Raw genomic sequence first — 23133 nt, 5'->3', positions numbered from 1 at the left:
GCGCACGGCTCAGACGACCGCGCCGCGCCCCGGGTCGTCGTCCTCTTCGTCGCTGTCACCCATCCGCGCCACCAGCGTGGCGAAACCACCCAGGAAACCGCCGATGCACAGGGTGGTCAGCCACCACGTCATGTCCCACTGGAGCAGGACGGCGACCAGCATCAGCACCGGACCGCCGACCACCGCGAGCCAGCCGAACTTCGCCGTCACATCCGACTCCGGCAGCGGCGGCGGCTCCGGCGGTACGAAATGCCCCTCGTCGCCGTCGTCGAAATCCTCCTCGCGCGGATCCGCCACCTGGTAGTCGCGCGGACCGCCCACCCCGGGCGCGAAGCGGACCGAGGCGCCCAGCGCGGGCTTCGCGTCGTCCGGGTCCTCCTCCGGGGCGGCCGGCTCCGGTCCCGTATCCGGGCCGGTCCTGTTCCGGTCGCTCTCCAGCAGGGCCAGGCCGTCGATCGACTTGAACGGCTTCGCACCCGGTGGGTCCGCCGGCTCCTTGCCGTATCCGGCGACGATCGCCGCCCACGCCGCGTCCTCGTCGATCGGCTGCGGCTCGCGGTCCGCGTCATGCTCAGCCACCGGTGGTGCTCCCCTTCTTGCCGGCACTCGGAGCGAGCCGGCCGATGAACGCGTGACTCTCCTGGAAAATCCGCTCCGCGTCATGGTCCAACGTCGCCACGTGGTAGCTCTGTTCCAGCAGGACCTCACGAACATCCGTCGACGAGACGCGCGCGAGGACCCGGGCCGAGTCGGCGGGCGGTACGACGTGGTCCTGGGGGCTGTGCAGCAGCAGCAGCGGCTGCGTCACCTGCGGCAGCGCGCCGTCCACCAGCTGGAAGAACTTCCGCAGGGAGTACGCGGCGTGCAGCGGCACCCGGTCGTAGCCGATCTCCGCACTCCCCTCCTTGGCGATGTCGCTCGTCAGCCCCTTGGTCGTGGGAACCAGATGGCGGACCACCGGAAGGGCGTACGCGGCCAGTCCGTGCACCTTCACCCCGGGGTTGACCACGACCACCCCGCTGATCGCCGGACCGTGCTTCGCGGCGAGCCGCAGCGCCAGCGCCCCGCCCATCGAGAGCCCGAGGACGAAGACCTGGGAGCAGCGTTCCATCAGCTCACGCAGCGCCCTGTCCACCTCCGCGTACCAGTCCTGCCAGCCGGTGAGCTGCATGTCCTGCCAGCGTGTGCCGTGCCCGGGGAGCAGCGGCAGGGACACGGTCAGTCCCCGCTCGGCCAGATACTCGGCCCAGGGGCGCAGCGATTGAGGGGAACCGGTGAATCCGTGACAGAGAAGGACGCCGACCTCGCCGCCCTCATGGCGGTACGGCTCGGCTCCAGGAAGGACCGGCACCGGGGTCTCCTGTTCGTGAGGCTCGGAAGGGTGTACTTCACCGTACGCGACCGGGCCGACACCGACCAGAGCCGTCCGGCCCCCACGTCAGGACCCACGGTCGGCCCCAGGGAAGGGGAGCGCGCGCCGCCCACGCGTTAAGGTCTGTCGGACAGCACAGAGGAGGCAGACGAGTTGATCTACGGCGCAATGAAGTTCTCCATCGGCGGGTCCCTGAAGCTTGCCTTCCGGCCCTGGGTGGAGGGCCTTGAGAACATTCCCGCCGAGGGGCCGGCGATCCTCGCGAGCAACCATCTGTCGTTCTCGGACTCGTTCTTCCTCCCGGCCGTACTCGACCGCAAGGTCACCTTCATCGCCAAGGCGGAGTACTTCACGTCGCCCGGCGTCAAGGGCAAGCTCACCGCGGCCTTCTTCAAGGGCGTCGGCCAGCTGCCCGTGGACCGCTCGGGTGGCCGCGGTGCCGGCGAGGCGGCGATCCAGAGCGGGATCAAGGTCCTGGAGGGCGGAGAACTCTTCGGTATCTACCCGGAGGGCACCCGCTCACCTGACGGCCGGCTCTACCGGGGCAAGCCGGGCGGCCTGGCCCGGGTGACGCTCGCGACCGGCGCTCCGGTCATCCCCGTCGCCATGATCGACACGGAGAAGATCCAGCCGCCCGGCAAGGTGGTCCCCAAGCTGATGCGCCCGGGGATCAGGATCGGAAAGCCGCTGGACTTCAGCCGCTACCAGGGCATGGAGGGCGACCGCTTCATCCTGCGGTCGCTGACCGACGAGGTCATGTACGAGATCATGAAGCTTTCCGGCCAGGAGTACGTGGACGTCTACGCGACGGCCGCGAAGCGCCAACTCGCGGAAGAGGCGAAGGCCAAGGCGCCAGGAAGCGCGGCACCACCCCCTGCCGAGTGAGCCGAAGGGGCGCGCCGCTGCCGTAAGGGAGAGCGCGCGGAGGCCCCGAGGGACGAGGGGTCGAGCACGGTCGAGTGTCGGCGGGGGCATAAAGCGCCCCGGAGGCGAACCGAGGCCTTAAAAAGGGGGGCGGTGAGCTGAAGGGGCGCGCCGCTGCCGTAAGGGAGAGCGCGCGGAGGCCCCGAGGGACGAGGGGTCGAGCACGGTCGAGTGTCGGCGGGGGCATAAAGCGCCCCGGAGGCGAACCGAGGCCTCAAAAAAGGGGGGGATCCCACGTGTCGGTCGAGCAGCCGTTGTGGCGGGCGTTGAGTGCCTACCGCCCTCTCACCATGGTGTACGCGGTCCTGCTGTTCGGTTTTGGACACGAGCGCTATGAACGCCCTTGGATCGCCGCCGCGTTCCTCGCCTTCCTGGCGCTCTGGACCCTCGCGACGCTGCGCCGAGTGGCGAACACCGCGAGCTGCACCAGGCGCTTCCTGATCGCCGATCTCACCGTCGCGCTGACCGGCATCCTGCTCACACCGCTGGCCGACGCACAGGTCCAGCAGGTCGACAGCCCGACCCTGCCCTCGATATGGACCGCCGGTTCCGTTCTCGCCTTCGCCATCAAGGGCGGCTGGCGCTGGGCCGGTGTGGCCTCTTCCTTCGTCGCCGTCGCGAACCTCATCGAGCGCGGCCACCCGAGCCGGGACACCCTGCACAATGTCCTGCTGGTCTGTGTCGCCTCCATCGCGATCGGGTATGTCGTGGAGGTCGCCCGCGCCTCCGAACGTACCCTCGCCCGCGCCCTGGAGATCGAGGCCGCGACGCGGGAGCGCGAGCGGCTGGCCCGGGACATCCACGACGGCGTGCTGCAGGTGCTGGCGATGGTGCAGCGGCGCGGTACGGCGATGGGCGGCGAGGCCGCGGAGCTGGGGCGGATGGCGGGGGAGCAGGAGATCGCTCTGCGGACGCTGGTCTCCGGCGGACTGGTGCCCGCCGCGCGCGGCTCCGCGCACGCGGGGCCCGAACGGCCCGGCCCCGATCCGGTTGACGCCGCGTCATGCGATCTGCGGTCGCTGCTCGCCCCGTACTCGGGCTCGACGGTGACCTTCGCCGAGCCGGGCGCCCCGGTGCTGCTGGCGTCCGGGGCGGCCGGGGAGCTGGCCGCCGCTGTCGGTGCCGCGCTGGACAATGTCCGCAGGCACGCGGGTGCGGACGCGCGCGCCTGGATCCTGGTCGAGGAGTGGCCGGAGGAAGTGATCGTGACCGTCCGGGACGACGGACCCGGCATCCCGGAAGGACGGCTGGCCCAGGCCGAGGGGGAGGGGCGGCTCGGGGTCGCCCTGTCGATCCGTGGGCGGTTGCGGGATCTGGGTGGCACGGCCGAGCTGGTCTCGGTGCCGGGCCAGGGTACGGAAGTCGAGTTGAGGGTCCCGCGGGGGCGGGGGAGGGCGGAGCGATGAACGAGGCGCTGAAGGAATCGGTGGCGCGGCCGGTCAGGGTGATGGTGGTCGACGACCATCCGATGTGGCGGGATGCCGTCGCCCGGGATCTGGACGCGGCGGGCTGCGAGGTGGTCGCGACCGCCGGTGACGGCCCGGGGGCGGTGCGCCGGGCCACGGCCACCACGCCCGAGGTACTGGTCCTGGACCTCAACCTGCCCGGGATGCCGGGTGTTCAGGTCTGCAAGGAGCTGGTCGGCTCTCAGCCCGGGCTGCGTGTCCTGGTGCTCTCGGCCAGCGGGGAGCACGCCGATGTCCTGGAGGCGGTGAAGTCGGGCGCGACCGGTTATCTGCTCAAGTCGGCCAGTACGGAAGAGCTGGTCGACGCGGTGCGCCGTACGGCCGCGGGCGATCCGGTCTTCACCCCCGGCCTGGCCGGCCTGGTGCTCGGGGAGTACCGCCGGCTCGCCTCGGAGCCCGCGCCGGCCGCCGCCGATGAGCCCAAGGCGCCGCGCCTGACCGAGCGGGAGACCGAGGTGCTGCGACTGGTCGCCAAGGGACTGTCGTACAAACAGATCGCCGAACGGTTGGTCATCTCGCACCGTACGGTGCAGAACCACGTGCAGAACACTCTCGGTAAGCTGCACCTGCACAACCGCGTCGAGCTGGTGCGTTACGCCATCGAGCGCGGCCTCGACGAAGCCTGAGCGGCCTGGCTCGGGCGGACCCGGCCTCATCACTTCCCACCGGCCTCTGGCGCGAAGGGGTTCATTCCGCGCACCATGTCGGGGTGACCTGTGTCACCTTTGCCGTGGCCCGGGTTCGCCACCAGTCCGCCGACGGCGAAGGGACGCGTTTCCATGCGAGTCGGAGTACTGACCGGGGGCGGCGACTGCCCGGGGCTCGACGCGGTGATCCGCGCCACCGTGCGCAAGGGCGTCCGCCAGTACGGGTTCGCCTTCACCGGGTTCCGGGACGGGTGGCGTGGAGTGCTCGACGGTGACCGCGTCCCGCTCGATGTCGCGGCGGTGCGGGGCATCCTGCCGCGCGGCGGCACGATGCTCGGCTCCTCGCGCACCGACCCCCTCGGGACGGCGGACGGCGTCCGCCGGATCAAGGAGAATCTCGCCGCGTACGGCGTCGACGCGCTGATCGTGATCGGTGGACGGGACACCCTGGGGGTGGCGGCCCGGCTCACCCGGGAGTACGGCATCTCCTGCGTCGGCGTGCCCGTGGCCCTCGACGGCGACGGGTCCGTGACCGACCGCGCGCTCGGTTTCGACACGGTGGCCGGGATCACCACGGAGGCGATCGGCCGGCTGCGGGCCACCGCCGGTTCCCCCGCGCGCGTCCAGGTCTGCGAGGTGACGGGACGTCACGCCGACTGGGCCGCCGCCCACGTGGGAGCGGCCGGGCGGACGAATGTCCTGCTCCTGCCGGAGGAGCGCTTCGACACCGATCAGGTCTGCTCCTGGGTGACCTCGCGGTCCGGGGAGGCGTCGGCCCTGGTGGTCGTCGTCGCGGAGGGCGCGCAGCCCGTCGGGGAGGTCCGGCCGAGGGCCGCCGGCGTACGGCTGGCCGAGGAGATCGAGAAGCGCACCGGCAGGGAAGCCAGGAGCACCGTCCTGGGCCCGGCGCAGCGGGGTGGCGCACCGAGCGCGCATGACCGGTGGCTGGCGACCCGGTCCGGGCAGCACGCGATCGACGCGGTCCGTGACGGCGCGTACGGAAGGATGGTCGCCCCTCGGGGGACGGACATCGTGCGGGTGTCGATGACCGAGGCCGCCGGCGCGGTCGGGACGGCCCGGCCGGGCACCACGTACGAGGACGCGGGAGGTCCTCGTCGGCTGAGCCCGTCCAGCTGAGCCCCCTCCCGCTGAGCCCCTCCCGCTGCCTCCAGCTGATCCGCCCGGCTGAGCCCCTTCGGCCACCGCGTCCGGGTCCGGTCTGCTTTCAGGCCTGCCCGACGCCTGCCGACCGGGCCTCCGCGCGGGCACCGGCCGTCGCCCCGGCCACCGTCCCGGTCATCGCCCCGGTGAGCAACTCCGCCACGATCGCCGGCCCGTTGAGGGTCAGGAGGGACTCGGGGTGGAACTGCACCGAGGCGAATCCCGCCCCCCGCAGCGCGTGCACCTCTCCGCTCTCCTCCTCGCGGCTCACCTCGATGCCGTGCGCCGCCAGTTCACGGGCCTCCGCGTCGTCGCAGCGCGCGGTGAAGCTGTTGTAGAAGCCGACCGTCTCCGCGCTCCCGAAGAGGTCGATCCTGGTCTGCGCGCCCTGGTACGGGACCCGCTTGCGTACGGTCTCCAGGCCCAGTTCGGCCGCGATCAGCTCATGGCCGAGGCAGACGCCGAGCAGCGGATGGCGCCGGGCGCGGATCAGTTCGGCGGCGAGGGCGCGCAGCGAGCGCATCTTCGGGTCGTCCGCGTCGGCCGGATCGCCGGGGCCGGGTCCCAGCACCACCGGCCCCTCGTGCGCGCGCACGGCCCCGCGCAGACCCGGCTCGTCGAAGCGCCGTACGGTCACCCCGAGGCCCGAGGAACGCAGCAGATGGGCGAGCATCGCGGTGAAGGTGTCCTCGCCGTCGACGATCAGGGCGTGGCCGCCCAGGGTGGCGGGACCGGTCCGCATCTTCAGCCAGAACGGCGCGAGGTCCGCCCGCCGGGCGTCCAGCGCGGCCCGCACCCTCGGGTCGTCGGCGAGCCGGGGAAGCCCGGCCGCGTTCCGCGGGCGCCCGGGACGTACCCCCAGCGCCGCCAGTACGCCCGCCGCCTTGGCGTGGGTCTCGGCCACCTCGGCCGCCGGGTCCGAGTGGCGTACGAGCGTGGCGCCGACCGCGACCCGCAGACCTCCGTCGCGGTCGATGTCGGCGGTACGGATCAGAATGGGCGAGTCGAGTGTCCGCGCCCCGCCCGCGTCGCGCCCGATGAGCGCGAGCGCTCCGCCGTAGTAGCCGCGTCCGGTCCCGTCCCGCCCGAGGGGCTCGTGGCGTTCGATGACCCGGCACGCGTTCTGGACCGGGGAGCCGGTCACCGTCGCCGCGAACATCGTCTCCCTGAGCACCTCGCGCACATCGAGCGAGGACCGGCCGCGCAGCTCGTACTCGGTGTGCGCGAGGTGCGCCATCTCCTTGAGCCGGGGGCCGATCACCACCCCGCCCCGGTCCCCGACGGTGCACATCATCTTCAGCTCCTCGTCGACGACCATGGAGAGCTCCTCGGTCTCCTTGCGGTCGCCCAGGAAGCCGAGCAGCGCCTCCGGGGTCGGCCCCTCGGGCGGATAGCGGAAGGTCCCGCTGATCGGGTTCATCACGACGGTCCCGCCGCTCATCCGGACGTGCACCTCGGGGCTGGCCCCGACCAGGGTGCGCGCGCCCGTGTGCACGACGAAGGTCCAGTACGCGCCGCGCTCCCCGGTGAGCAGCCGGCGGAAGAGCGCGAGGGCGTCGGCCCTGCCGAAGCCGGGGATCCGGCCCTCGAAGGTCCGCTTGATGACGAAGTTCGCGCCTTCGCCGCGGCCGATCTCGTCCGTGACGACCCGCCGGACGATCTCCGCGTACCGCTCGTCGTCGATGTCGAAGGCGCCGTCCTCGACCCGTACCTCGTGGCCGGGCAGCCGGCCGAGCAGCTCCGCGAGCGGCAGTTCGTACGTCTCGTCCGCGACGAGCACCGAGAGCGGTGTGCCGTCGTCCCGTACGTCGAAGCCGCGCTCCCTGATCTGCCGGAACGGCACCAGCGCGAGCGAGGGCCGCTCCCCGGCCGGGATCGCGGCGAGCCGGTCGGCCTCGTGCACGGCTCCGATCAGCAGCTCCACGGTGTCGTGGTCGCGGCCGGGCGTACGGCGGCGCAGCAGGGCGAAGGGCGGGCAGTCGTCGCTCAGGAGCCTGGCGACGAGCGTGTCGGGGTGTCCGCCGGTGGACTGGCGTTCGGGCATGGGTGGTGTTCCTTCCGGGTGGGGGAGGAACGGCCCGCTTCTCCGCCCGGAAACCCGGACCCGGAAACACCGAAGGCCGCCCCTCGGGCGGCCTTCGCGGTGCGCGGTGCGCGCGTGAATCAGCAGGCCGCCGGATGTGCCGGCCACCACCAGGTCTGATTCGAGTGCGCGAACATGAGCGGCACGATAGCGCATACGACGAGTGAAGCCGCGCGTTCCAGAGTGTGAGCGCCGCGTATGCCACTGTCCGCGACCACGTAATCTGGGGCGCGTGACAGTGAACGCTGAGAGCCCCGCCACCCATGTGCCGTCCTGGCAAGGTCTTCCCGCTGCCCAGCAGCCGGAGTATCCGGACCAGGAGGCCCTGAGCGGAGTCGTGGCCGAGCTGGAGTCGTATCCGCCGCTCGTCTTCGCCGGGGAGTGCGACCAGCTGCGCGCCCGGCTGGCGTCCGTCGCCAAGGGCGAGGCATTCCTGCTCCAGGGCGGTGACTGCGCGGAGGCGTTCGACGCCGTATCCGCCGATCACATCCGTAGCAAGCTGAAGACGCTCCTCCAGATGGGCGCGGTCCTCACCTACGCGGCGTCCGTGCCCGTGGTGAAGGTCGGCCGGATCGCCGGGCAGTACTCGAAGCCGCGCTCCAAGGGCACCGAGACCCGCGACGGCGTGACCCTGCCGACGTACCGTGGGGACTCCGTCAACGGTTTCGCCTTCAACGAGAAGGACCGGATCCCGGACCCCGAGCGGCTCAAGCGGATGTACCACGCGTCCGCCGCGACGCTCAACCTGGTCCGCGCCTTCACCACCGGCGGCTACGCCGACCTGCGCCAGGTGCACGCCTGGAACCAGGACTTCGTGAAGTCGTCGCCGTCCGGGCAGCGCTACGAGCAGCTCGCGCGCGAGATCGACAACGCGCTGAACTTCATGAAGGCAGCGGGCACCGACCCGGCGGAGTTCCGCACCGTCGAGTTCTACTCCTCGCACGAGGCGCTGCTGCTGGCCTACGAGTCGGCGCTGACCCGGGTCGACTCCCGGACGGGCCGGTTGTACGACGTCTCCGGCCACATGGTCTGGATCGGTGAGCGCACCCGCCAGATGGACGGCGCGCACATCGAGTTCGCCTCGAAGATCAACAACCCGATCGGTATCAAGCTCGGCCCGACGACGACGGTCGACGACGCGCTCACGTACATCGACCGGCTCGACCCCGACCGGGAGCCCGGCCGGCTGACCTTCATCGTCCGGATGGGCGCCGACAAGGTCAGGGACAAGCTTCCCGAGCTGGTCGAGAAGGTCACGGCCTCCGGTGCCACGGTGGCCTGGGTGACCGACCCCATGCACGGCAACACCTTCGAGGCGGCGTCGGGACACAAGACCCGCCGCTTCGACGACGTGCTCGACGAGGTCAAGGGCTTCTTCGAGGTCCACAAGGGGCTCGGTACGCACCCGGGCGGTATCCATGTCGAGCTGACCGGTGACGATGTCACCGAGTGCGTGGGCGGCGGGGACGAGATCTTCGTCGACGATCTGCACCAGCGGTACGAGACGGCCTGCGACCCGCGGCTCAACCGCAGCCAGTCGCTGGACCTGGCCTTCCTGGTCGCCGAGATGTACCGGGACCAGTAGGACCCGGGAGGGGGCGGGAATCCCGGAATTTCTTACCCCGGAACCCCCGGAACCCCCGGAACCCCCGGAACCCCCGGAAACACGGACCGGCGGGGCGCGGATCGATGTGATCCGCGCCCCATCGTCGTTTTTCTGGCTTTTGCGCGAGCGGAGTGACGGGTAAGGTTAGGTTTGCCTCACCAACGGTTCGAGGCGGTCAAACTTCGATTCCGCCGGGAGGTGAACCGCGTGTACGTCTGCTCGTGCTTCGGGATCACCGAGTCACAGGTCAAGGAACACGCGGCCGCCGGGGCGTGCACCCCGCGCCAGATCGCGTCGGCCAGCAAGGCCGGCACCGACTGCGGCTCCTGTGTACGCCGTATCCAGTCCATTCTCGGGCGTGGCGCCGGCTGCGCACGTCGGGACCTCCTCGAAGGCGCGGACCTGACCGCGACGGCCCCGGCCCCGGAGCCGGTCCCGGCGCTCACGCGGCAACCGGCCTTCACCGGTGAACCGGCCGTCAACGGCCGACCTGCCCGCACGCGCGAACCGGCCCCCGTCCGCCTGGACGAGGCGGCCTGACGCCCCGGCGCCGGTCGGCTCAGCTGTCCGGCTGCTCGATGAGCTGGGCGATGTAGAGCGGTTCGCCGAGCTTCTCGACCAGCTCCAGCTGGGTGTCGAGGTAGTCGATGTGGTGTTCCTCGTCCGCCAGGATCGACTCGAAGATGCGCTTGGACGTGTGATCGTCCTTGGCCCGCATGAGATCGATCCCGCGCTTGAGGCGGTCGATCGCCTCCACCTCCACCTGGCGGTCGGCCTGGAACATCTCGGTGACCGTCTGGCCGACCCGTACGTGGAACAGTCGCTGGTAATTCGGCAGGGCTTCCAGGAACAGGAGCCGGTCGGTGAGCAGCTCGGCGTGCTTCATCTCGTCGAACGACTCGGCCCTGGTGTATTTGGCGAGCTTGGTCCAGCCGAAGTTCTCCTGCATCTTCGCGTGCAGAAAGTACTGGTTGATCGCCGTCAGTTCGGCCGTCAGCTGTTCATTGAGGAACTCGATGACCTCGGGGTCGCCCTGCATCGCAGCGGCTCCTTCCAGGCGTGAAACGGGGCAGAATGCGCGCATCCTCGCACCGCGACCCGGGGCCGTCCAGTAAGTGCACGCTTACTATGAGTTGTCCCGATAGGTCGTCCCCAGGTCATGACCATGTCCCCGGTCTGTCACCATGGAAGGCATGGATCAGCCGGAAAGCCGGGATCGTCCGGAACCGGAGCGGTCCGCACTACCCCCGGGTCAGCGGCCGCAGCGCGGCTGGCCGGTCACCCACTACGGGCCCGTACCCAAGTTCAAGCCGGACCGCTGGGAGTTTCAGGTGTTCGGCGCCACCGCCGACGGCGGCAAACACGGCTGGAACCACCAGGAATTCTCCGTCCTGCCGTTCTCCACGGTCACCGCCGATCTGCACTGCGTCACGAAGTTCAGCATGCTGGGGGCCGAATGGGGCGGTGTGGCCGCCCGTACGGTCCTGGAACTCGCCCCGCCCGCGCCCGCCGTCACGCATGTGATGGTCTGGGCCGAGTACGGCTTCAGCGCCAATCTGCGGCTCGCCGACTTCGCCTCGGAGCGCACGGTGTTCGCCACCCACAAGGACGGTGAGCTGCTCACCGCCGAACACGGCTTCCCGGTGCGCCTGATCGTCCCGCACCTGTACGCCTGGAAGGGCCCCAAGTGGGTGCGGGGCGTGGAGTACATGACCGCCGACCGCCGCGGCTTCTGGGAGGAACGCGGCTATCACAACGTCGGCGACCCGTGGGCCGAGCAGCGCTACTCCTACCAGGAGGAGCCGGGAGACGGCCCCGAGCTGTAGCCGCCAGGGCACGATCCCGCGGTTCGTCCCGCTCGGTCCGGTGCCCTGCCCGGTCCGGTGGCCCTGCCCGGTCCGGTCAGGCGTCGCGCAGCTTCTTCAGCCGCTCCACGTCCGCCACGTGACCTTCCTTGCCGCCCGGCGTCTCGATCACCAGCGGCACCCCCTCGGTCGCCGGGTGCGAGAACAGCTCACGGAACGGCTCCTCGCCGATGTGCCCCGCGCCGATGTTCTCGTGCCGGTCCTTGTGCGCCCCCGCCACATCCTTCGAGTCATTGGCGTGGATCAGCTTGAGGCGGCCCTCACCGACCGTCCCCACCAGCAGATCCAGCGTCTGCCGCATCCCGTCCGGCCCTCCCAGATCATGCCCCGCCGCGAAGATGTGGCAGGTGTCCAGGCAGATTCCGAGCTTCGGGTGGGAGTCGAGCGCCGCGAAGTACGGGCCGAAGTCCCAGGTCCTGGAGCAGAGCGAGGAGCCCTGTCCGGCGGTCGACTCCAGCAGCAGGAACGGGTCGTCGTCATGGGTCAGTTCGTCGAGGAGCGGCAGCATCAGCTCCCGTACCTGCGCCAGAGCCACCTCGCGGTGGCGACCGCCGGTCGCCGAGCCGGTGTGGACGACCACACCCAGCGCGCCGATCTCCCGGGCCCGGCGCAGGCTGTGCCGCAGCGACCGGACCGACTTCTCGGCGGTCGCCTCGGTGTGCGACCCGAAGTTGATCAGATACGGGGCGTGGACGTACGCGGAGATGGACTCGGCGGCGCACCGTGCGCGGAACTCCTCGTCCTGCGCCGGATTCCCGGCCGGCGTCGCCCAGCCGCGCGGATTGGCCGCGAAGACCTGGACGGTCTCGGCGCCCAGCTCACGTGCGTACGCCAGACCGGTCGTGGCGAGCCCGCCGGCCACGGGGACATGGCCGCCGACAGGGTTGCGCATCGCTTCTACAGTCCCTTGGTCTTGATGGTGACGGTGCTGCCCTCGGGCGCCTTCTCGCCGCCCTTGACGGACTGCTCGGTCACCGTGTCGCCGAAGAACGGGAAGCCGCGGTCGATCTCGACCTCGAATCCCGCCTTCTCCAGCCGGCTCCTGGCCTCCTCCGTCTTCAGCCCCGTGACGTCGGGGACGAGGACCCGCCGGGGCCCCTTGGACAGGGTCAGGGTGACCGTGTCGCCCCGGGCCAGCTGGGTGCCCTCGGCCACGGACTGCCTCGCGACGGAGCCCTCGTCCTCGGGCGAAGCCACCCGCTCGGCGGCGATCCGCACCCTGAGCCCCGCGTCCTCCAGCTCGGCGGTGGCGTCCTCCGCGGACTCGCCGGTCACGTCCTCGACCTCGACCGGGACGCCCCTGCTGACGACGAGCGCGACGCCGGAGTCCGGCCGTACATCGCTCCCGGCCGCCGGCGCCGAGCCGACCACGGCGCCCTGCTCGACATCCTCGTCGAAGGACCGGGAGACGATCCCGGCCGCCAGACCCGCCTTCTTCAGTGCCCGCCTCGCGTCGGCGAGGGACAGCCCCGCCAGCTGGGGGACCTGGACGATCTCGGGGCCGCGCGACACGACGAGGGTCACCACACCGTTGCCACGGATCCGCGTCCGGTCCCCGGGATCGCTGCGCAGGACCGTCCCCCGCGCGAACGCGTCGCTGAAGTCCCTGCTCACCTTCGCGTCGAGCCCCGCGTCGGCGAGCCGCTTCCTGGCCTCCTGCTCGCTCTGGCCGAGCAGCGACGGGACCCGGGTGAACTGCCCGGAATTGATGTACCAGACACCGGCCCCGACGCCGAACACCAGCAGCACGGCCACGACCGCCGCGATGAGACCCCGGCGCGGCGCGGCCCCGCTCCGCCCACGCGCGCGCGTCGTCCGGGGCGGCACACCGTCCGGCGGCGCCATCTCCAGCCGGCTGGTGCGGTTGGCCGGCTCCTCCGGGGGCGCCCCCTCGGCGGGGAGCGCGCGCGGCAGCACCGTCGTACGGCTCTCGGCCGAGGTCTCCGGCCGGGCCCCCGGCGGTACGGCGTCCAGCTGCGCGTCGCTCAGCGCGGCGCGGGCGTCGAGCACCAGGGCGAGCAGCGCCACCGCGTCGGGCGGCCGGGTGCCGGGGTGGCGGGCGGTGGCCGCCGCGACCAGCCCGTCCAGCTCGACGGCCAGCCCCGGGACGGCGGCCGACGGCGCGGGAACATCCTCGTTCAGATGCAGGTAGAGCACCTGAGCGGGAGTGTCGCCCGCATGCGGCTTCGCGCCCGTCAGTATCTCGTGCAGGACGACCCCGCAGGCGTACACATCGACCCGGGTGTCCGACGAGCCGTGCTCGATCTGCTCGGGCGCGAGATACGACACCGTGCCGAGAAGGGACCCGGTGGTGCTGGTCACGTCGCCCACGGTCCGTACCAGACCGAAATCGGCGACCTTGACCCGTCCGTCGTCCCCTATCAGGACGTTTTCCGGCTTCATGTCCCGGTGGACGAACCCGGCCCGGTGCGCGGCGCCGAGCGCGGCGAGCACCGGCTCCAGGATGTCCAGCGCGGCCCGTGGCTGGAGCGCGCCGCGCTCACGCAGCACGTCACGCAGGGTGCAGCCCTCGACGTACTCCATCGCCAGATAGACGTACGCCCCGTCCGCGCCCTGGTCGAACACGGCGACCACGTTGGGGTGCGCCAGCCGGGCCACCGACTTGGCCTCCCGGATGAAGCGCTCCACGAAGGTGACATCGGTGGCGAGCGCCGGATGCATCACCTTCAGAGCCAGCACCCGGTCGAGCCGGGTGTCGAGGGCCCGGTAGACCGTGGCCATGCCGCCGACGGCGATGCGCGCATCGACGCGGTAGCGGCCGTCGAGCAGCTGCCCGACGAGAGGGTCCTGAAGGGTCGTATCCACCCCCTGAGTCTACGAGCTGGTTCTTCTAGCCCACGAAAGACGGCCGTTCCGGATCCCAGGCCGGCAGACCGTCCATGGGGGAGGAAGCCGTCGCGAAGTGGCGGCGGGGGATACGCCCCGCGCGGTGGGCGAGGCGGCCCGCCGTCACCGCGTGGCGCATCGCCCCGGCCATCAGCACCGGCTCCTGGGCGCGGGTGACCGCCGAGGCCAGCATCACGGCGGCGCAGCCCAGCTCCATGGCGAGCGCCGCGTCCGAGGCGGTACCGGCGCCCGCGTCCAGGATCACCGGCACGCCCGCCTGCTCCACGATCAGCTGGAAGTTGTGCGGATTGCGGATGCCGAGTCCGGAGCCGATCGGCGAGCCGAGCGGCATGATCGCGGCGCACCCCACGTCCTCCAGTCTCCGGGCGAGCACCGGATCGTCATTGGTGTACGGGAGGACCGTGAAGCCGTCGTCGACCAGTGTCTCCGCCGCCTCCAGCAGCTCGATCGGGTCGGGGAGCAGGGTGCGCTCGTCCGCGACCACCTCCAGCTTGATCCAGTCGGTGGAGAGCGCCTCGCGGGCCAGCCGGGCGGTGAGGACGGCTTCCCCGGCGGTGAAGCAGCCGGCCGTGTTGGGCAGGGCGCGGATGCCCAGGGAGCCGAGCACGGAGAGGACGGAGCCCTGGACCGTGGGGTCCAGGCGGCGCATCGCGACCGTGGTGAGTTCGGTGCCCGAGGCGGCCAGCGAGCGTTCCAGTACGTCGAGGCTGGGTGCCCCGCCCGTGCCCATGATCAGCCGCGAGCCGAAGGTGGTGGAACCGATGGTGAGCGGGTCGTCGGCCATGGTCAGCCTCCCTGGACGGCGGTGAGGACTTCGACACGGTCGCCGTCCCCGAGCGGGGTGGCGGACCAGTGCCCGCGCGGGACGACCGTTTCGTTGACAGCGGCGGCGACACCCGAGGGCGCGGGGGTGAGAGCCGCGACCAGCGCGCCGAGCGTGGTGCCGGCGGCCAGCTCGCGCGGCTCGCCGTTCACGGAGACGGTCACGGTCACGTTCTCGGCACCGGAGTGCGTACGGGTACGGCTCATGCGGGCTGCTCCTGACATTCGGAGGCGGCTGACGTCGCGGCTGACGTTGCGGCCGGCGTGGCGGCTGATGTGCCGGCGGGGACGGCGGGGGCGGTGCGGACGCCGGGCGGGAAGCGCCGGGGGGTGAACGGCCGGGCCTCTTCGGGGAGTTCGCCGGTGGCCAGCACGGTGGCCATCACCTCGCCGGTGATGGGCGTGAGCAGCACCCCGTTGCGGAAGTGGCCGGTGGCCAGATGCAGGCCGGGCAGCGCGGTCGGACCGAGCAGCGGGGCGTTGTCCGGCGATCCGGGGCGCAGCCCCGCACGGGTCTCGACGAGGGGCAGTTCGGTGATGCCGGGCACCAGGTCATGGGCGTCCCGCAGCAGCCCGTACACCCCGCCCGCCGTGACCGAGGTGTCCCAGCCGAGCTCTTCGCTGGTGGCGCCGACCACCAGCTCACCGTTCGCGCGCGGCACCAGGTAGACCTGGCTGCCGCGCACCACCGCCCGTACCGTCCGGGACAGGAACGGCGCGTACGGGCGGGGCACGCTCAGCCGCAGCACCTGGCCCTTGACGGGCCGTACCGGCGGACGCACCTCGTCCGGTACGCCTCCGAGCCGGCCGCTGAGGCTTCCGCCCGCCAGCACCACCTGGTCGGCGGTGAGCGCGAGGCCGCCGGCCAGGACGGCGCCCACGGCCCGGTCCCGTACGACGGTGAGCCGCTCGGCCCAGGCACGGTGGAAGACGACGCCGGCCCGCTCGCACGCCGTCACCAGGGCCGCCGCCAGCCTGCGCGGATCGATCTGGTGGTCCCCGTCCACGCGCAGCCCGCCGCGCACACCCGGCGCGAGCATCGGCTCCAGGCGCCGGCATTCGCGCCCGGTGAGCCACTCGGACGTGAGGCCGGAGCGCTGCTGGAGGGCGTGCAGCTCGCGCAGGAGGGCGCGGTCGTCCGCGTCGAGGGCGACGGCGAGGGTGCCGCAGGCGCGGTAGCCGGTGTCCTGACCGCTCGCGGCCTCCAGCTCGGCGACGAAGGCGGGGTAGCGCTCGGCGGAGGCCAGATTGAGGCCGAGCAACGTCTCCTCGCCGTAGTGGAGTTCGGTGACGGCGGCGAGCATGCCCGCCGCGACCCGGGCGGCCCCGCCGCCGGGATCGGGGTCGGCGACGGCGGTCCGCAGCCCGCGCCGCGCCGCCCGCCAGGCGGTGACCAGACCGATGATCCCGCCCCCGACGACAAGGACGTCGGAGCCCGTGCCGCTCGTACCGGGTCCTTGATGACGCGTGAATGCCTGCATGGGCGTCCAGCCCCTCCCTTCGCCGGCATGACCCGGATCAGGTTCGTACGGTCGGAGGCCGTCCCAGCCTCCCTCTCAGCCCGCTGCGTGCGGGCTCCCGCGAGGTAGTGTCACCGGCCAGCGTAGTGCCGTTCCCGGCGAGCTTCGCCCCCGTCGCGGCCATCGCCGGGCGCGGCACCAGCACCCACTCTCCTGACGGCATGTCAGCTGTTTAAGGTGATCGGGTGAGCGAGCAGCGGAGACAAACGGAAGAGCAGGGGCAGGCGGAGCGGCCGGCGCGGGCGGAACAGCAGCCGCGTGTCGTCATCGTCGGTGCGGGCATGGCGGGCGTGCAGACCGCCGTGGCGCTCCGGGAGAACGGCTACGGCGGCCCCGTCACCCTCATCGGCGCCGAACCGCATCAGCCGTACGACCGGCCACCGCTCTCCAAAGCGGTCCTGCTGGGCACGGGGGACAGCCCGGCCTTCGACATCGACTTCGCGGGCCTCTCCGTCGAGCTGCGGCTCGGCCTGGAGGTGACCGGGCTGCGCCCCGGCGCACGGGAACTCGACACCCCGGCCGGGCCCGTCCCGTACGACGTGCTGGTCCTCGCCACCGGCGCGGAGCCGATCGCGCTGCCCGGCGCCGAGGGGGCGCCCGGCGTCCATCTGCTGCGGACGCTGGACGACGCCGAACGGCTGCGGCCCGTCCTGGAACGGCGGAGCGAGATCGTGGTCGTCGGCGCGGGATGGATCGGCGCGGAGTTCGCGACGGCCGCCCGCGCGGCCGGATGCGCCGTGACGGTCGTCGAGGCGGCGGACCTGCCGTTCGCGGGGGTCCTGCCGCCCGAGGCGGCCGCCCCCATGGCCGACTGGTACGCGGAGAGCGGCGCCGCACTGCTCACGCGGGCGCGGGTGGCCGGGGTCGGACCCGGCGAGGTGGTCCTCGCGGACGGACGGCGGCTGCCGGCGGACGCGGTGGTCGTCGGCATCGGAGCGCGGCCCGCGACGGGCTGGCTCACCGGCTCGGGCATCGCCCTCGGCCCGGACGGTTCGGTCACGGCGGACGACCGGCTGCGGACCTCACTGCCCGAGGTGTACGCGGTCGGCGACGTCGCCTCCTTCCCCTCCGCCCGCTACGGTGAGCGACTGCTCGTCCACCACTGGGACAACGCTCTCCAGGGGCCGCGCACGGTCGCCGCCCAGATCGTCGGCGAGAGCGACCAGGTCTACGACCCGGTGCCGTACTTCTGGTCCGAGCAGTTCGGCCGCTTCGTGCAGTACGCGGGCCACCACGCCGCCGCCGACACCCTGGTGCGACGCGGCGACCCGGCGGAGGCGGCCTGGTCGGTGGTGTGGCTCCGGGACGGGATCCTGGTCGCCCTGCTCGCCGTGGGAAGACCCCGTGACCTGGCGCAGGGCCGCAAACTGATCGAGGCGAAGGCCCGCCTGGATCCGGAGCGCGCGGCGGACGCGTCGGTGGCGCTGCGGAAGGCGGTGCTCTGACGGGACCAGGCCACGGCTCCACGCCCCGGCCCGGCCCGGCCCACGACGGACATCGCGCCCCCTGGCTCACGGTGAGCACTTCCGGGGGGACCCCGGGTGCGCTGGAAGCCACGCACTCTGGGTGCCCCATCGCGCCCCCTGGCTCACGGTGAGCACTTCCGGGGGGACCCCGGGTGCCCTGGAAGCCACGCACTCTGGGTGCCCCATCACGCCCCCTGGCTCACGGTGAGCACTTCCGGGGGGACCCCGGGTGCCCTGGAAGCCACGCACTCTGGGTGCCCCATCACGCCCCCTGGCTAAGGGTCAGCACTTCCGGGGGGACCTGGGTACCGTCTGTCGGTCCGGGATGGCACGCTTGTCCTGTGACCGAGATTGACGCAAAGATCGATGCTCTCGTCCCCGCATGGCTCCACCTGCCCGATATCGCCGAAATGTTCGATATCGAGGTGACGCGCGTGCGGCAGCTGGTGAAGGACGGCCAGCTGATCGCCGTGCGCCGCGGTGAGAACAGGACGCTTCAGGTGCCCGCCGCCTTCATTGACGGCAGCAAGGTCGTCAAGGGCCTCGCCGGGACCCTGACGCTTCTGAGGGACGACGGCTACTCCGACGAAGAGATGCTTGAGTGGCTCTTCACCCCCGACCCGAGCCTGCCGGGTACGCCCGCGCAGGCGCTCAGTGAGAATCGCGGCACGGAGGTGAAGCGCCGGGCCCAGGCGCTCGCCGTCTGACGACATCACCACGCACGGTGTGCGGTGGCGCGGCGGCGACCGGAGCACGGTCACCGCCGTCGCCGCACGCCGCCGAACCGACGGGGGGACCGTCCCATGCCCACGCCTCGAACCCGGCTGTCCGACGCCCGGCTCTATCTCTGCACGGACGCCCGCGCGCGGCAGGGGGACCTCGCCGAGTTCCTCGACGCCGTGCTCTCGTCCGGCGTGGACATCGTGCAACTGCGGGACAAGGGTATGGAGGCCGCCGAGGAGCTGGAACACCTCCAGATCTTCGCCGACGCCTGCCGCCGTCACGGCGTGCTTCTCGCCGTGAACGACCGCGCCGACGTCGCGCATGCCGTCCGCTCCGACGTGCTGCATCTGGGCCAGGGTGACCTGCCCGTCCCGGCGGCCCGCGCGATCCTGGGGGACGAGGTGCTGATCGGCCGCTCCACGCATGCCGAGGCCGAGGTCGACGCGGCGGCCGTCCAGCCCGGCGTCGACTATTTCTGTACGGGCCCGTGCTGGCCCACTCCGACCAAGCCCGGCCGCCACGCGCCGGGTCTCGATCTGGTGCGGTACGCCTCGGCCCGCGCCGCCGCCCGGCCGTGGTTCGCGATCGGGGGGATCGACGCCGGCAATCTCGACCAGGTGCTGGAGGCCGGCGCCCGCAGGATCGTCGTCGTACGGGCGATCACCGAGGCCGATGACCCGGCCGGGGCGACGGCGGATCTGGCGAAGCGGGTCAGGGAAGGGGAGCTCGCCGGCTGACTCCGTGACCGGCGGGTGTCCGAGGCGTGGACGGGAAACCGGCATTCCCGGAATTTCGCCCCGTTCGGTTGGGGTGACCGGCGCCCCCTCGATAGCCTGCAGACATGGCCCTAGGCGCAGCTTCGACCAGATCTGATCATGCACGCACCGTGCGTGATCTACTCGCGACCGACAAGACGTCGTTTTCGTTCGAGTTCTGGGCACCCAAGACCGAAAAGGGCGAGCGGAACCTCTGGAACGCACTGCGCCGGGTGGAAGCGGTGGCGCCGAGCTTCGTCTCCGTGACCTATGGCGCGGGCGGCTCCACCCGCGCGGGCACGGTCAAGGCCACCGAGCGGATCGCCTCGGACACGACCCTCACCCCGGTCGCGCACCTCACGGCCGTCGGGCAGTCCGTCGCGGAGCTGCGCAACATGGTCGGGCAGTACGCCGACGCCGGAATCCGCAACATCCTCGCCGTGCGCGGCGACCCGCCCGGCGACCCCATGGGCGAGTGGGTCAAGCACCCCGAGGGAGTGCGCTACGCCGCCGAACTGGTCAGGCTGATCAAGGAGTCGGGGGACTTCTGCGTCGGCGTCGCGGCCTTCCCCGAGATGCACCCGCGCTCGGAGGACTGGGACACCGACATCCGGCACTTCGTGGACAAGTGCCGGGGCGGCGCCGACTACGCCATCACGCAGATGTTCTTCGAACCCGATGGCTATCTGCGGCTGCGTGATCGCGTGGCCGCCGCCGGTTGCGCCACCCCGATCATTCCGGAGATCATGCCGGTCACGAGCGTCAGGATGCTGGAGCGGCTGCCGCAGCTCAGCACCGCTGTGTTCCCGGCCGAGTTGAAAGAGCGGATGCTCTCCGTCAGGGAGGATCCCGTCGCTGTACGCTCCATTGGCATCGACTTCGCGACGGAGTTCTGCGCCGGACTGCTCTCCGAGGGTGTCCCGGGCCTGCACTTCATCACACTCAACAACTCCACTGCGACGCTCGAAATCTACGAGAATCTCGGACTGCACGAGCAGTCGTGACCGGCCGTACCCGTCCCGTCGCGGGCGGGTGGCCGCAGGAGAGGGGCGGGCATGGGCTGGACGGTCCTCTACGTCGCGTTCGGTTTCGTTGCGCTGTGGCTGCTGGGCGAAGTGCTCCTGCAGTACAAGGCGCGGCTGCGCTGGCGGTTGCTCGCCTTCACCGGGTTCGTCTGTGTGGTCCTCGGGGTCCTGATGTCCTCCGTGCTCGTCATCGCGCTGGGCGCGGTCGCCTTCGCGGTCGGCCAGACGTATGTGACGCTCTCCTTCCGGCGGGGCTTCTCCACGGGCTGGGCGATCGGTGGCAGCCCGGGTGCCAGCCGCCGCCGCAAGGCCGGGAGCAGGCCGGCCGAGGAGCGCGAGCCCACGCTTGAGGTCTCGGACCTGGAGTACGAGCAGGTCGAGGAGGCGGCTCCGGCCACGGAGCCCGCGTCGCTGTACGCGACGGAGCCGATGCCCGACGACACCGGGTCGTACGGCGTCTACAACGACGCCCCCCGCGAGGGGAATCAGGCGTACCAGCCGCACCAGCGGGGCGAGTACGGAGACGGCTTCGACGCCTACCAGGAGACGTACAGCGCTCAGGAGACGTACACCGCTCCTCAGGAGACGTACGCCGCCCAGGAGACGTACGCCGCCCACGACACGTACGCCGCTCAGGACATGTACGCGGGTGGGGACGGTTACGCCGGCCAGGAGAGCGGATACGCCGGCCAGGACCCGTACGCGGACCAGGGCGCCTATGGCGGCCAGGACGCCTACGCCAACCAGTACGGCTACGGGACCGACAGCCGGGAGCAGTACGCCGGGTACTCCGACTCCTACGCCGAACCGGCCAACGGCGGTCAGCAGTACGGCGCGTACGAGGGCTACGGCGGCCAGCAGTACACCGACCCGTACGGCGAGCAGCACCAGCAGCAGTACGGCGGCGGGGAGACGCCGCCCGGCGGAGTCTGGGTGCCGCAGCAACGCGAGGGCGACCAGAATCCGCCGATACCGACGCAACAGCCCGATCAGTACGGCTACGGCTCCGGATACCACGACGAGCGCGACGAGCAGCAATATCGTTATTGAGCAACGCCGCTGACCTCCCGCGGCATCTCCTACCGCGAGCCGCGGAAGTCCGCTCCCTCGATGATCAGCCCGGCGACCAGCGCCCCGGACATCCCGGCGTGCGCGAGGCCGCCGCCCGGATGGGCCCAGCCACCCGCGAGATACAGCCCGGGCAGCCGGGTGCTGTTCGCCGGGCGCAGCAGCCGGCCCCCGGCTCCGGCCAGCGCGGGTGCGGGCACCGAACCGCCCACGGCGCCCGTCTCGGCGGCGGTGTCGGCGGGCGTACGCACCTCCCGCCACAGCAGCCGTTCCGCCAGGTCCGGCACGGCCGCCCCGGCGGCGGCCACCAGCACCCGCGCGTACCGCTCGCGCAGCGCCGCGTCGGACCAGTCGACCGGGCCGTGCGGGGCGACGGTCGTGGTGACCGTGACCGCCTCATGACCGTCGTCGGGGCGCGTCCCCGGATCGTCGGGCCGCAGCACCGTGACCGTCGGCCGGTCAGCCGTGCGGCCCGCGAAGATACCGGCCGCCTCGGCGGATCCGTCGGGGGAGTGCACGACCGTCCGGTGCGCGGTGTCCGCCGGCCGCGCGCCGCGCAGGGCCAGCAGCACCGTGAACCGTCCGGGCACCGGAGCGGCGTCCGCCCGGTCCGGCCGCACGCCGTCCTCCCGCGGTGGCCCGTCGCCCTGCCCCGCCAGGTGCTCCGGCTGCCCCACCAGGTGCTCCGGCGCGACGCCCGCCACCACGTGATCGGCGGCGGCGACCGTACCGTCCGCCAGCTCGACCCCGGCCGCCCGGCCGTCCCGCTCGGTGATCCGGGCCACCTCGGCCCCGAAGACGAACTCCACCCTGCGGGCCAGGCACCGCTCGTACACCGCACGGGCCAGCTCCCGCATCCCGCCCCGCACGTACCAGCTGCCGAAGGTCTGCTCCAGGTACGGCAGCAGCGCGGCGCTCGCCGGGGTGTGCCGGGGATCGAGACCGTACGACAGCGCGTACCCGTCCAGCAGCGCGGCCAGCCGGGGGTCGGCCAGCTCCCAGGCGCCGATCTCCGCGACCGTGGTGGCCTGCCGGGCGCCCCGCAGCAGCCTCCGCTGCCGCACCGCCGGATACGGATCCCGCCCGAGTGCGCCCCGGTCGGCCCACAGCGGCTCCTCCAGCAGGGGGCGGCGTGAGCGGTCCCAGGCGTCCCGGGCACGGCCGAGGAAGGCGCCCCAGCGCTCTCCGGCGCCCTCGCCCAGCGCCGCGTCCAGTGCGGCGACCACGCCGCCCCGGGAGGCGTTCGGCAGCGATACGGAAGTGCCGTCGGCGAAGACGTGGCGGCTCGCCGGGTCGACCTGGTCGAGCTGGACGCAGGCCTCCAGGGGTTCCTTGCCGGTCTTCACGAACAGGTCGCGCTGGACGGCCGGCAGGTGCAGCAGCCCGGGGCCGGTGTCGAAGACGAAACCGTCCCGCTCGAACCGGCCCACCGACCCGCCGTAGGTCGCCGAGCGTTCGTACACCGTCACCCGGTGGCCTGCCACGGCCAGCCGGGCGGCCCCTGCCATGGCGCCCATCCCGGCGCCGATCACCGCAATCCGTGCCATGCCAGTGACTTTATCGGGGCAATACCGTCCGGCGGACCGGGGGCCGTCCGGGGCCGGGGAGCAGCGGTACGCACGTCTGAGTACGTGTACTCAGACGGGGAGATGAGTAGGGGCGCGGATGGGGCTTCCCCGGCGGGGACGGAAGAGTGGGGATCACCGAAGGGGCGCGGCGCCGGCACCGCCGGCACGGGGCGGCGGAACCGGCGCGGCTCCCC

General features: G+C 72.0%; 23 protein-coding genes and 1 riboswitch. Of the genes, 12 read left to right on the top strand and 11 right to left on the bottom strand.

From position 1 onward, the window contains the following. Positions 1 to 9 precede the first annotated feature (9 nt). Together ACIBAE_RS08980 and ACIBAE_RS08975 are read right to left on the bottom strand one after the other, a co-directional pair. Positions 10 to 579: a hypothetical protein gene (locus tag ACIBAE_RS08980; RefSeq protein ID WP_399283293.1), complete on the bottom strand. Its 570-nt coding sequence runs from the start codon at positions 577 to 579 to the stop codon at positions 10 to 12. Continuing rightward, the gene (locus ACIBAE_RS08975; protein WP_399283292.1) at positions 572 to 1351 is read right to left on the bottom strand and encodes an alpha/beta hydrolase; all 780 of its coding nucleotides are present in this window, start codon (positions 1349 to 1351) and stop codon (positions 572 to 574) included. The genes ACIBAE_RS08980 and ACIBAE_RS08975 overlap by 8 nt, the downstream gene beginning before the upstream one ends. A gap of 174 nt (positions 1352 to 1525) precedes the next feature. On the opposite strand from ACIBAE_RS08975, the gene ACIBAE_RS08970 reads away from it, so the two are divergent. The 4 genes from ACIBAE_RS08970 to ACIBAE_RS08955 all read left to right on the top strand — a co-directional run bounded on the left by ACIBAE_RS08970 (position 1526) and on the right by ACIBAE_RS08955 (position 5546). Continuing rightward, complete coding sequence (locus tag ACIBAE_RS08970) at positions 1526 to 2257, top strand: lysophospholipid acyltransferase family protein (RefSeq protein ID WP_399283290.1); 732 nt, start codon at positions 1526 to 1528, stop codon at positions 2255 to 2257. Between the two features lie 275 nt (positions 2258 to 2532). Then, complete coding sequence (gene macS, locus ACIBAE_RS08965; RefSeq protein WP_399283289.1) at positions 2533 to 3702, top strand: MacS family sensor histidine kinase; 1170 nt, start codon at positions 2533 to 2535, stop codon at positions 3700 to 3702. Further along, positions 3699 to 4388: a response regulator gene (locus ACIBAE_RS08960; RefSeq protein WP_399283287.1), complete on the top strand. Its 690-nt coding sequence runs from the start codon at positions 3699 to 3701 to the stop codon at positions 4386 to 4388. Before macS ends, ACIBAE_RS08960 begins: the two co-directional genes overlap by 4 nt. Before the next feature lie 153 nt (positions 4389 to 4541). Then, the gene (locus tag ACIBAE_RS08955) at positions 4542 to 5546 is read left to right on the top strand and encodes an ATP-dependent 6-phosphofructokinase (RefSeq protein ID WP_399283285.1); all 1005 of its coding nucleotides are present in this window, start codon (positions 4542 to 4544) and stop codon (positions 5544 to 5546) included. An 88-nt stretch (positions 5547 to 5634) separates the two neighbouring features. Here the strand turns inward: ACIBAE_RS08955 and ACIBAE_RS08950 are convergent, their stop codons facing one another. Continuing rightward, the gene (locus tag ACIBAE_RS08950; RefSeq protein ID WP_399283282.1) at positions 5635 to 7614 is read right to left on the bottom strand and encodes an anthranilate synthase family protein; all 1980 of its coding nucleotides are present in this window, start codon (positions 7612 to 7614) and stop codon (positions 5635 to 5637) included. 119 nt (positions 7615 to 7733) lie between these two features. Continuing rightward, positions 7734 to 7790 (bottom strand): trp operon leader peptide, encoded by a 57-nt coding sequence (locus ACIBAE_RS08945; RefSeq protein WP_399283785.1) that lies wholly within the window; start codon positions 7788 to 7790, stop codon positions 7734 to 7736. A 95-nt stretch (positions 7791 to 7885) separates the two neighbouring features. Between ACIBAE_RS08945 and ACIBAE_RS08940 the strand changes: the two genes are divergently transcribed. Then, the gene (locus tag ACIBAE_RS08940; RefSeq protein WP_399283280.1) at positions 7886 to 9238 is read left to right on the top strand and encodes a class II 3-deoxy-7-phosphoheptulonate synthase; all 1353 of its coding nucleotides are present in this window, start codon (positions 7886 to 7888) and stop codon (positions 9236 to 9238) included. 228 nt (positions 9239 to 9466) lie between these two features. Continuing rightward, on the top strand, positions 9467 to 9799 hold the full coding sequence (locus ACIBAE_RS08935; protein ID WP_399283279.1) for a bacterioferritin-associated ferredoxin: 333 nt from the start codon (positions 9467 to 9469) through the stop codon (positions 9797 to 9799). A 19-nt stretch (positions 9800 to 9818) separates the two neighbouring features. Here ACIBAE_RS08935 and bfr read toward each other — a convergent pair whose 3' ends face one another. Continuing rightward, the gene (gene bfr / locus ACIBAE_RS08930) at positions 9819 to 10298 is read right to left on the bottom strand and encodes a bacterioferritin (RefSeq protein ID WP_399283278.1); all 480 of its coding nucleotides are present in this window, start codon (positions 10296 to 10298) and stop codon (positions 9819 to 9821) included. A 154-nt stretch (positions 10299 to 10452) separates the two neighbouring features. Here bfr and ACIBAE_RS08925 point away from each other — a divergent pair, with 154 nt between their 5' ends. Beyond that, entirely contained in the window at positions 10453 to 11085 is a 633-nt protein-coding gene (locus ACIBAE_RS08925) for a sulfite oxidase-like oxidoreductase (protein WP_399283277.1), read from the top strand. A 76-nt stretch (positions 11086 to 11161) separates the two neighbouring features. Here the strand turns inward: ACIBAE_RS08925 and ACIBAE_RS08920 are convergent, their stop codons facing one another. The 5 genes from ACIBAE_RS08920 to thiO all read right to left on the bottom strand — a co-directional run bounded on the left by ACIBAE_RS08920 (position 11162) and on the right by thiO (position 16295). Then, positions 11162 to 12016, bottom strand: a complete 855-nt coding sequence (locus ACIBAE_RS08920; RefSeq protein WP_399283275.1) for a deoxyribonuclease IV — start codon at positions 12014 to 12016, stop codon at positions 11162 to 11164. Between the two features lie 5 nt (positions 12017 to 12021). Next, entirely contained in the window at positions 12022 to 13950 is a 1929-nt protein-coding gene (gene pknB, locus ACIBAE_RS08915) for a Stk1 family PASTA domain-containing Ser/Thr kinase (RefSeq protein ID WP_399283274.1), read from the bottom strand. A gap of 25 nt (positions 13951 to 13975) precedes the next feature. Beyond that, a complete protein-coding gene (locus tag ACIBAE_RS08910) occupies positions 13976 to 14776 on the bottom strand; it encodes a thiazole synthase (RefSeq protein ID WP_399283272.1) in 801 nt (266 codons plus the stop codon). Between the two features lie 2 nt (positions 14777 to 14778). Beyond that, positions 14779 to 15021, bottom strand: a complete 243-nt coding sequence (thiS, locus tag ACIBAE_RS08905; RefSeq protein ID WP_399283271.1) for a sulfur carrier protein ThiS — start codon at positions 15019 to 15021, stop codon at positions 14779 to 14781. After that, the gene (gene thiO, locus ACIBAE_RS08900) at positions 15018 to 16295 is read right to left on the bottom strand and encodes a glycine oxidase ThiO (RefSeq protein WP_399283269.1); all 1278 of its coding nucleotides are present in this window, start codon (positions 16293 to 16295) and stop codon (positions 15018 to 15020) included. The genes thiS and thiO overlap by 4 nt, the downstream gene beginning before the upstream one ends. Continuing rightward, positions 16293 to 16406: riboswitch (TPP riboswitch) on the bottom strand. (Overlaps the previous gene by 3 nt.) 209 nt (positions 16407 to 16615) lie before the next feature. Here thiO and ACIBAE_RS08895 point away from each other — a divergent pair. The 5 genes from ACIBAE_RS08895 to ACIBAE_RS08875 all read left to right on the top strand — a co-directional run bounded on the left by ACIBAE_RS08895 (position 16616) and on the right by ACIBAE_RS08875 (position 21353). After that, positions 16616 to 17779 carry an NAD(P)/FAD-dependent oxidoreductase gene (locus ACIBAE_RS08895; protein WP_399283784.1) on the top strand — a complete coding sequence of 388 codons (1164 nt, stop codon included), beginning with the start codon at positions 16616 to 16618 and terminating at the stop codon, positions 17777 to 17779. Positions 17780 to 18141: 362 nt separating this feature from the next. After that, the gene (locus ACIBAE_RS08890) at positions 18142 to 18507 is read left to right on the top strand and encodes an Rv2175c family DNA-binding protein (protein ID WP_399283268.1); all 366 of its coding nucleotides are present in this window, start codon (positions 18142 to 18144) and stop codon (positions 18505 to 18507) included. A gap of 96 nt (positions 18508 to 18603) precedes the next feature. Beyond that, positions 18604 to 19260 (top strand): thiamine phosphate synthase, encoded by a 657-nt coding sequence (gene thiE / locus ACIBAE_RS08885; protein ID WP_399283266.1) that lies wholly within the window; start codon positions 18604 to 18606, stop codon positions 19258 to 19260. Between the two features lie 104 nt (positions 19261 to 19364). Next, positions 19365 to 20282: a methylenetetrahydrofolate reductase [NAD(P)H] gene (gene metF / locus ACIBAE_RS08880; protein ID WP_399283264.1), complete on the top strand. Its 918-nt coding sequence runs from the start codon at positions 19365 to 19367 to the stop codon at positions 20280 to 20282. Between the two features lie 51 nt (positions 20283 to 20333). Then, positions 20334 to 21353: a hypothetical protein gene (locus ACIBAE_RS08875; RefSeq protein ID WP_399283263.1), complete on the top strand. Its 1020-nt coding sequence runs from the start codon at positions 20334 to 20336 to the stop codon at positions 21351 to 21353. A 29-nt stretch (positions 21354 to 21382) separates the two neighbouring features. Here the strand turns inward: ACIBAE_RS08875 and ACIBAE_RS08870 are convergent, their stop codons facing one another. Continuing rightward, on the bottom strand, positions 21383 to 22918 hold the full coding sequence (locus ACIBAE_RS08870; RefSeq protein WP_399283261.1) for a phytoene desaturase family protein: 1536 nt from the start codon (positions 22916 to 22918) through the stop codon (positions 21383 to 21385). Between the last annotated feature and the right edge of the window lie 215 nt (positions 22919 to 23133).

Source organism: Streptomyces sp. NPDC051569 (assembly GCF_044454085.1).
Classification (GTDB): domain Bacteria; phylum Actinomycetota; class Actinomycetes; order Streptomycetales; family Streptomycetaceae; genus Streptomyces.
Note: the sequence above shows the minus strand (reverse complement) of the source record. Positions and strands in the feature narration are given on the sequence as shown.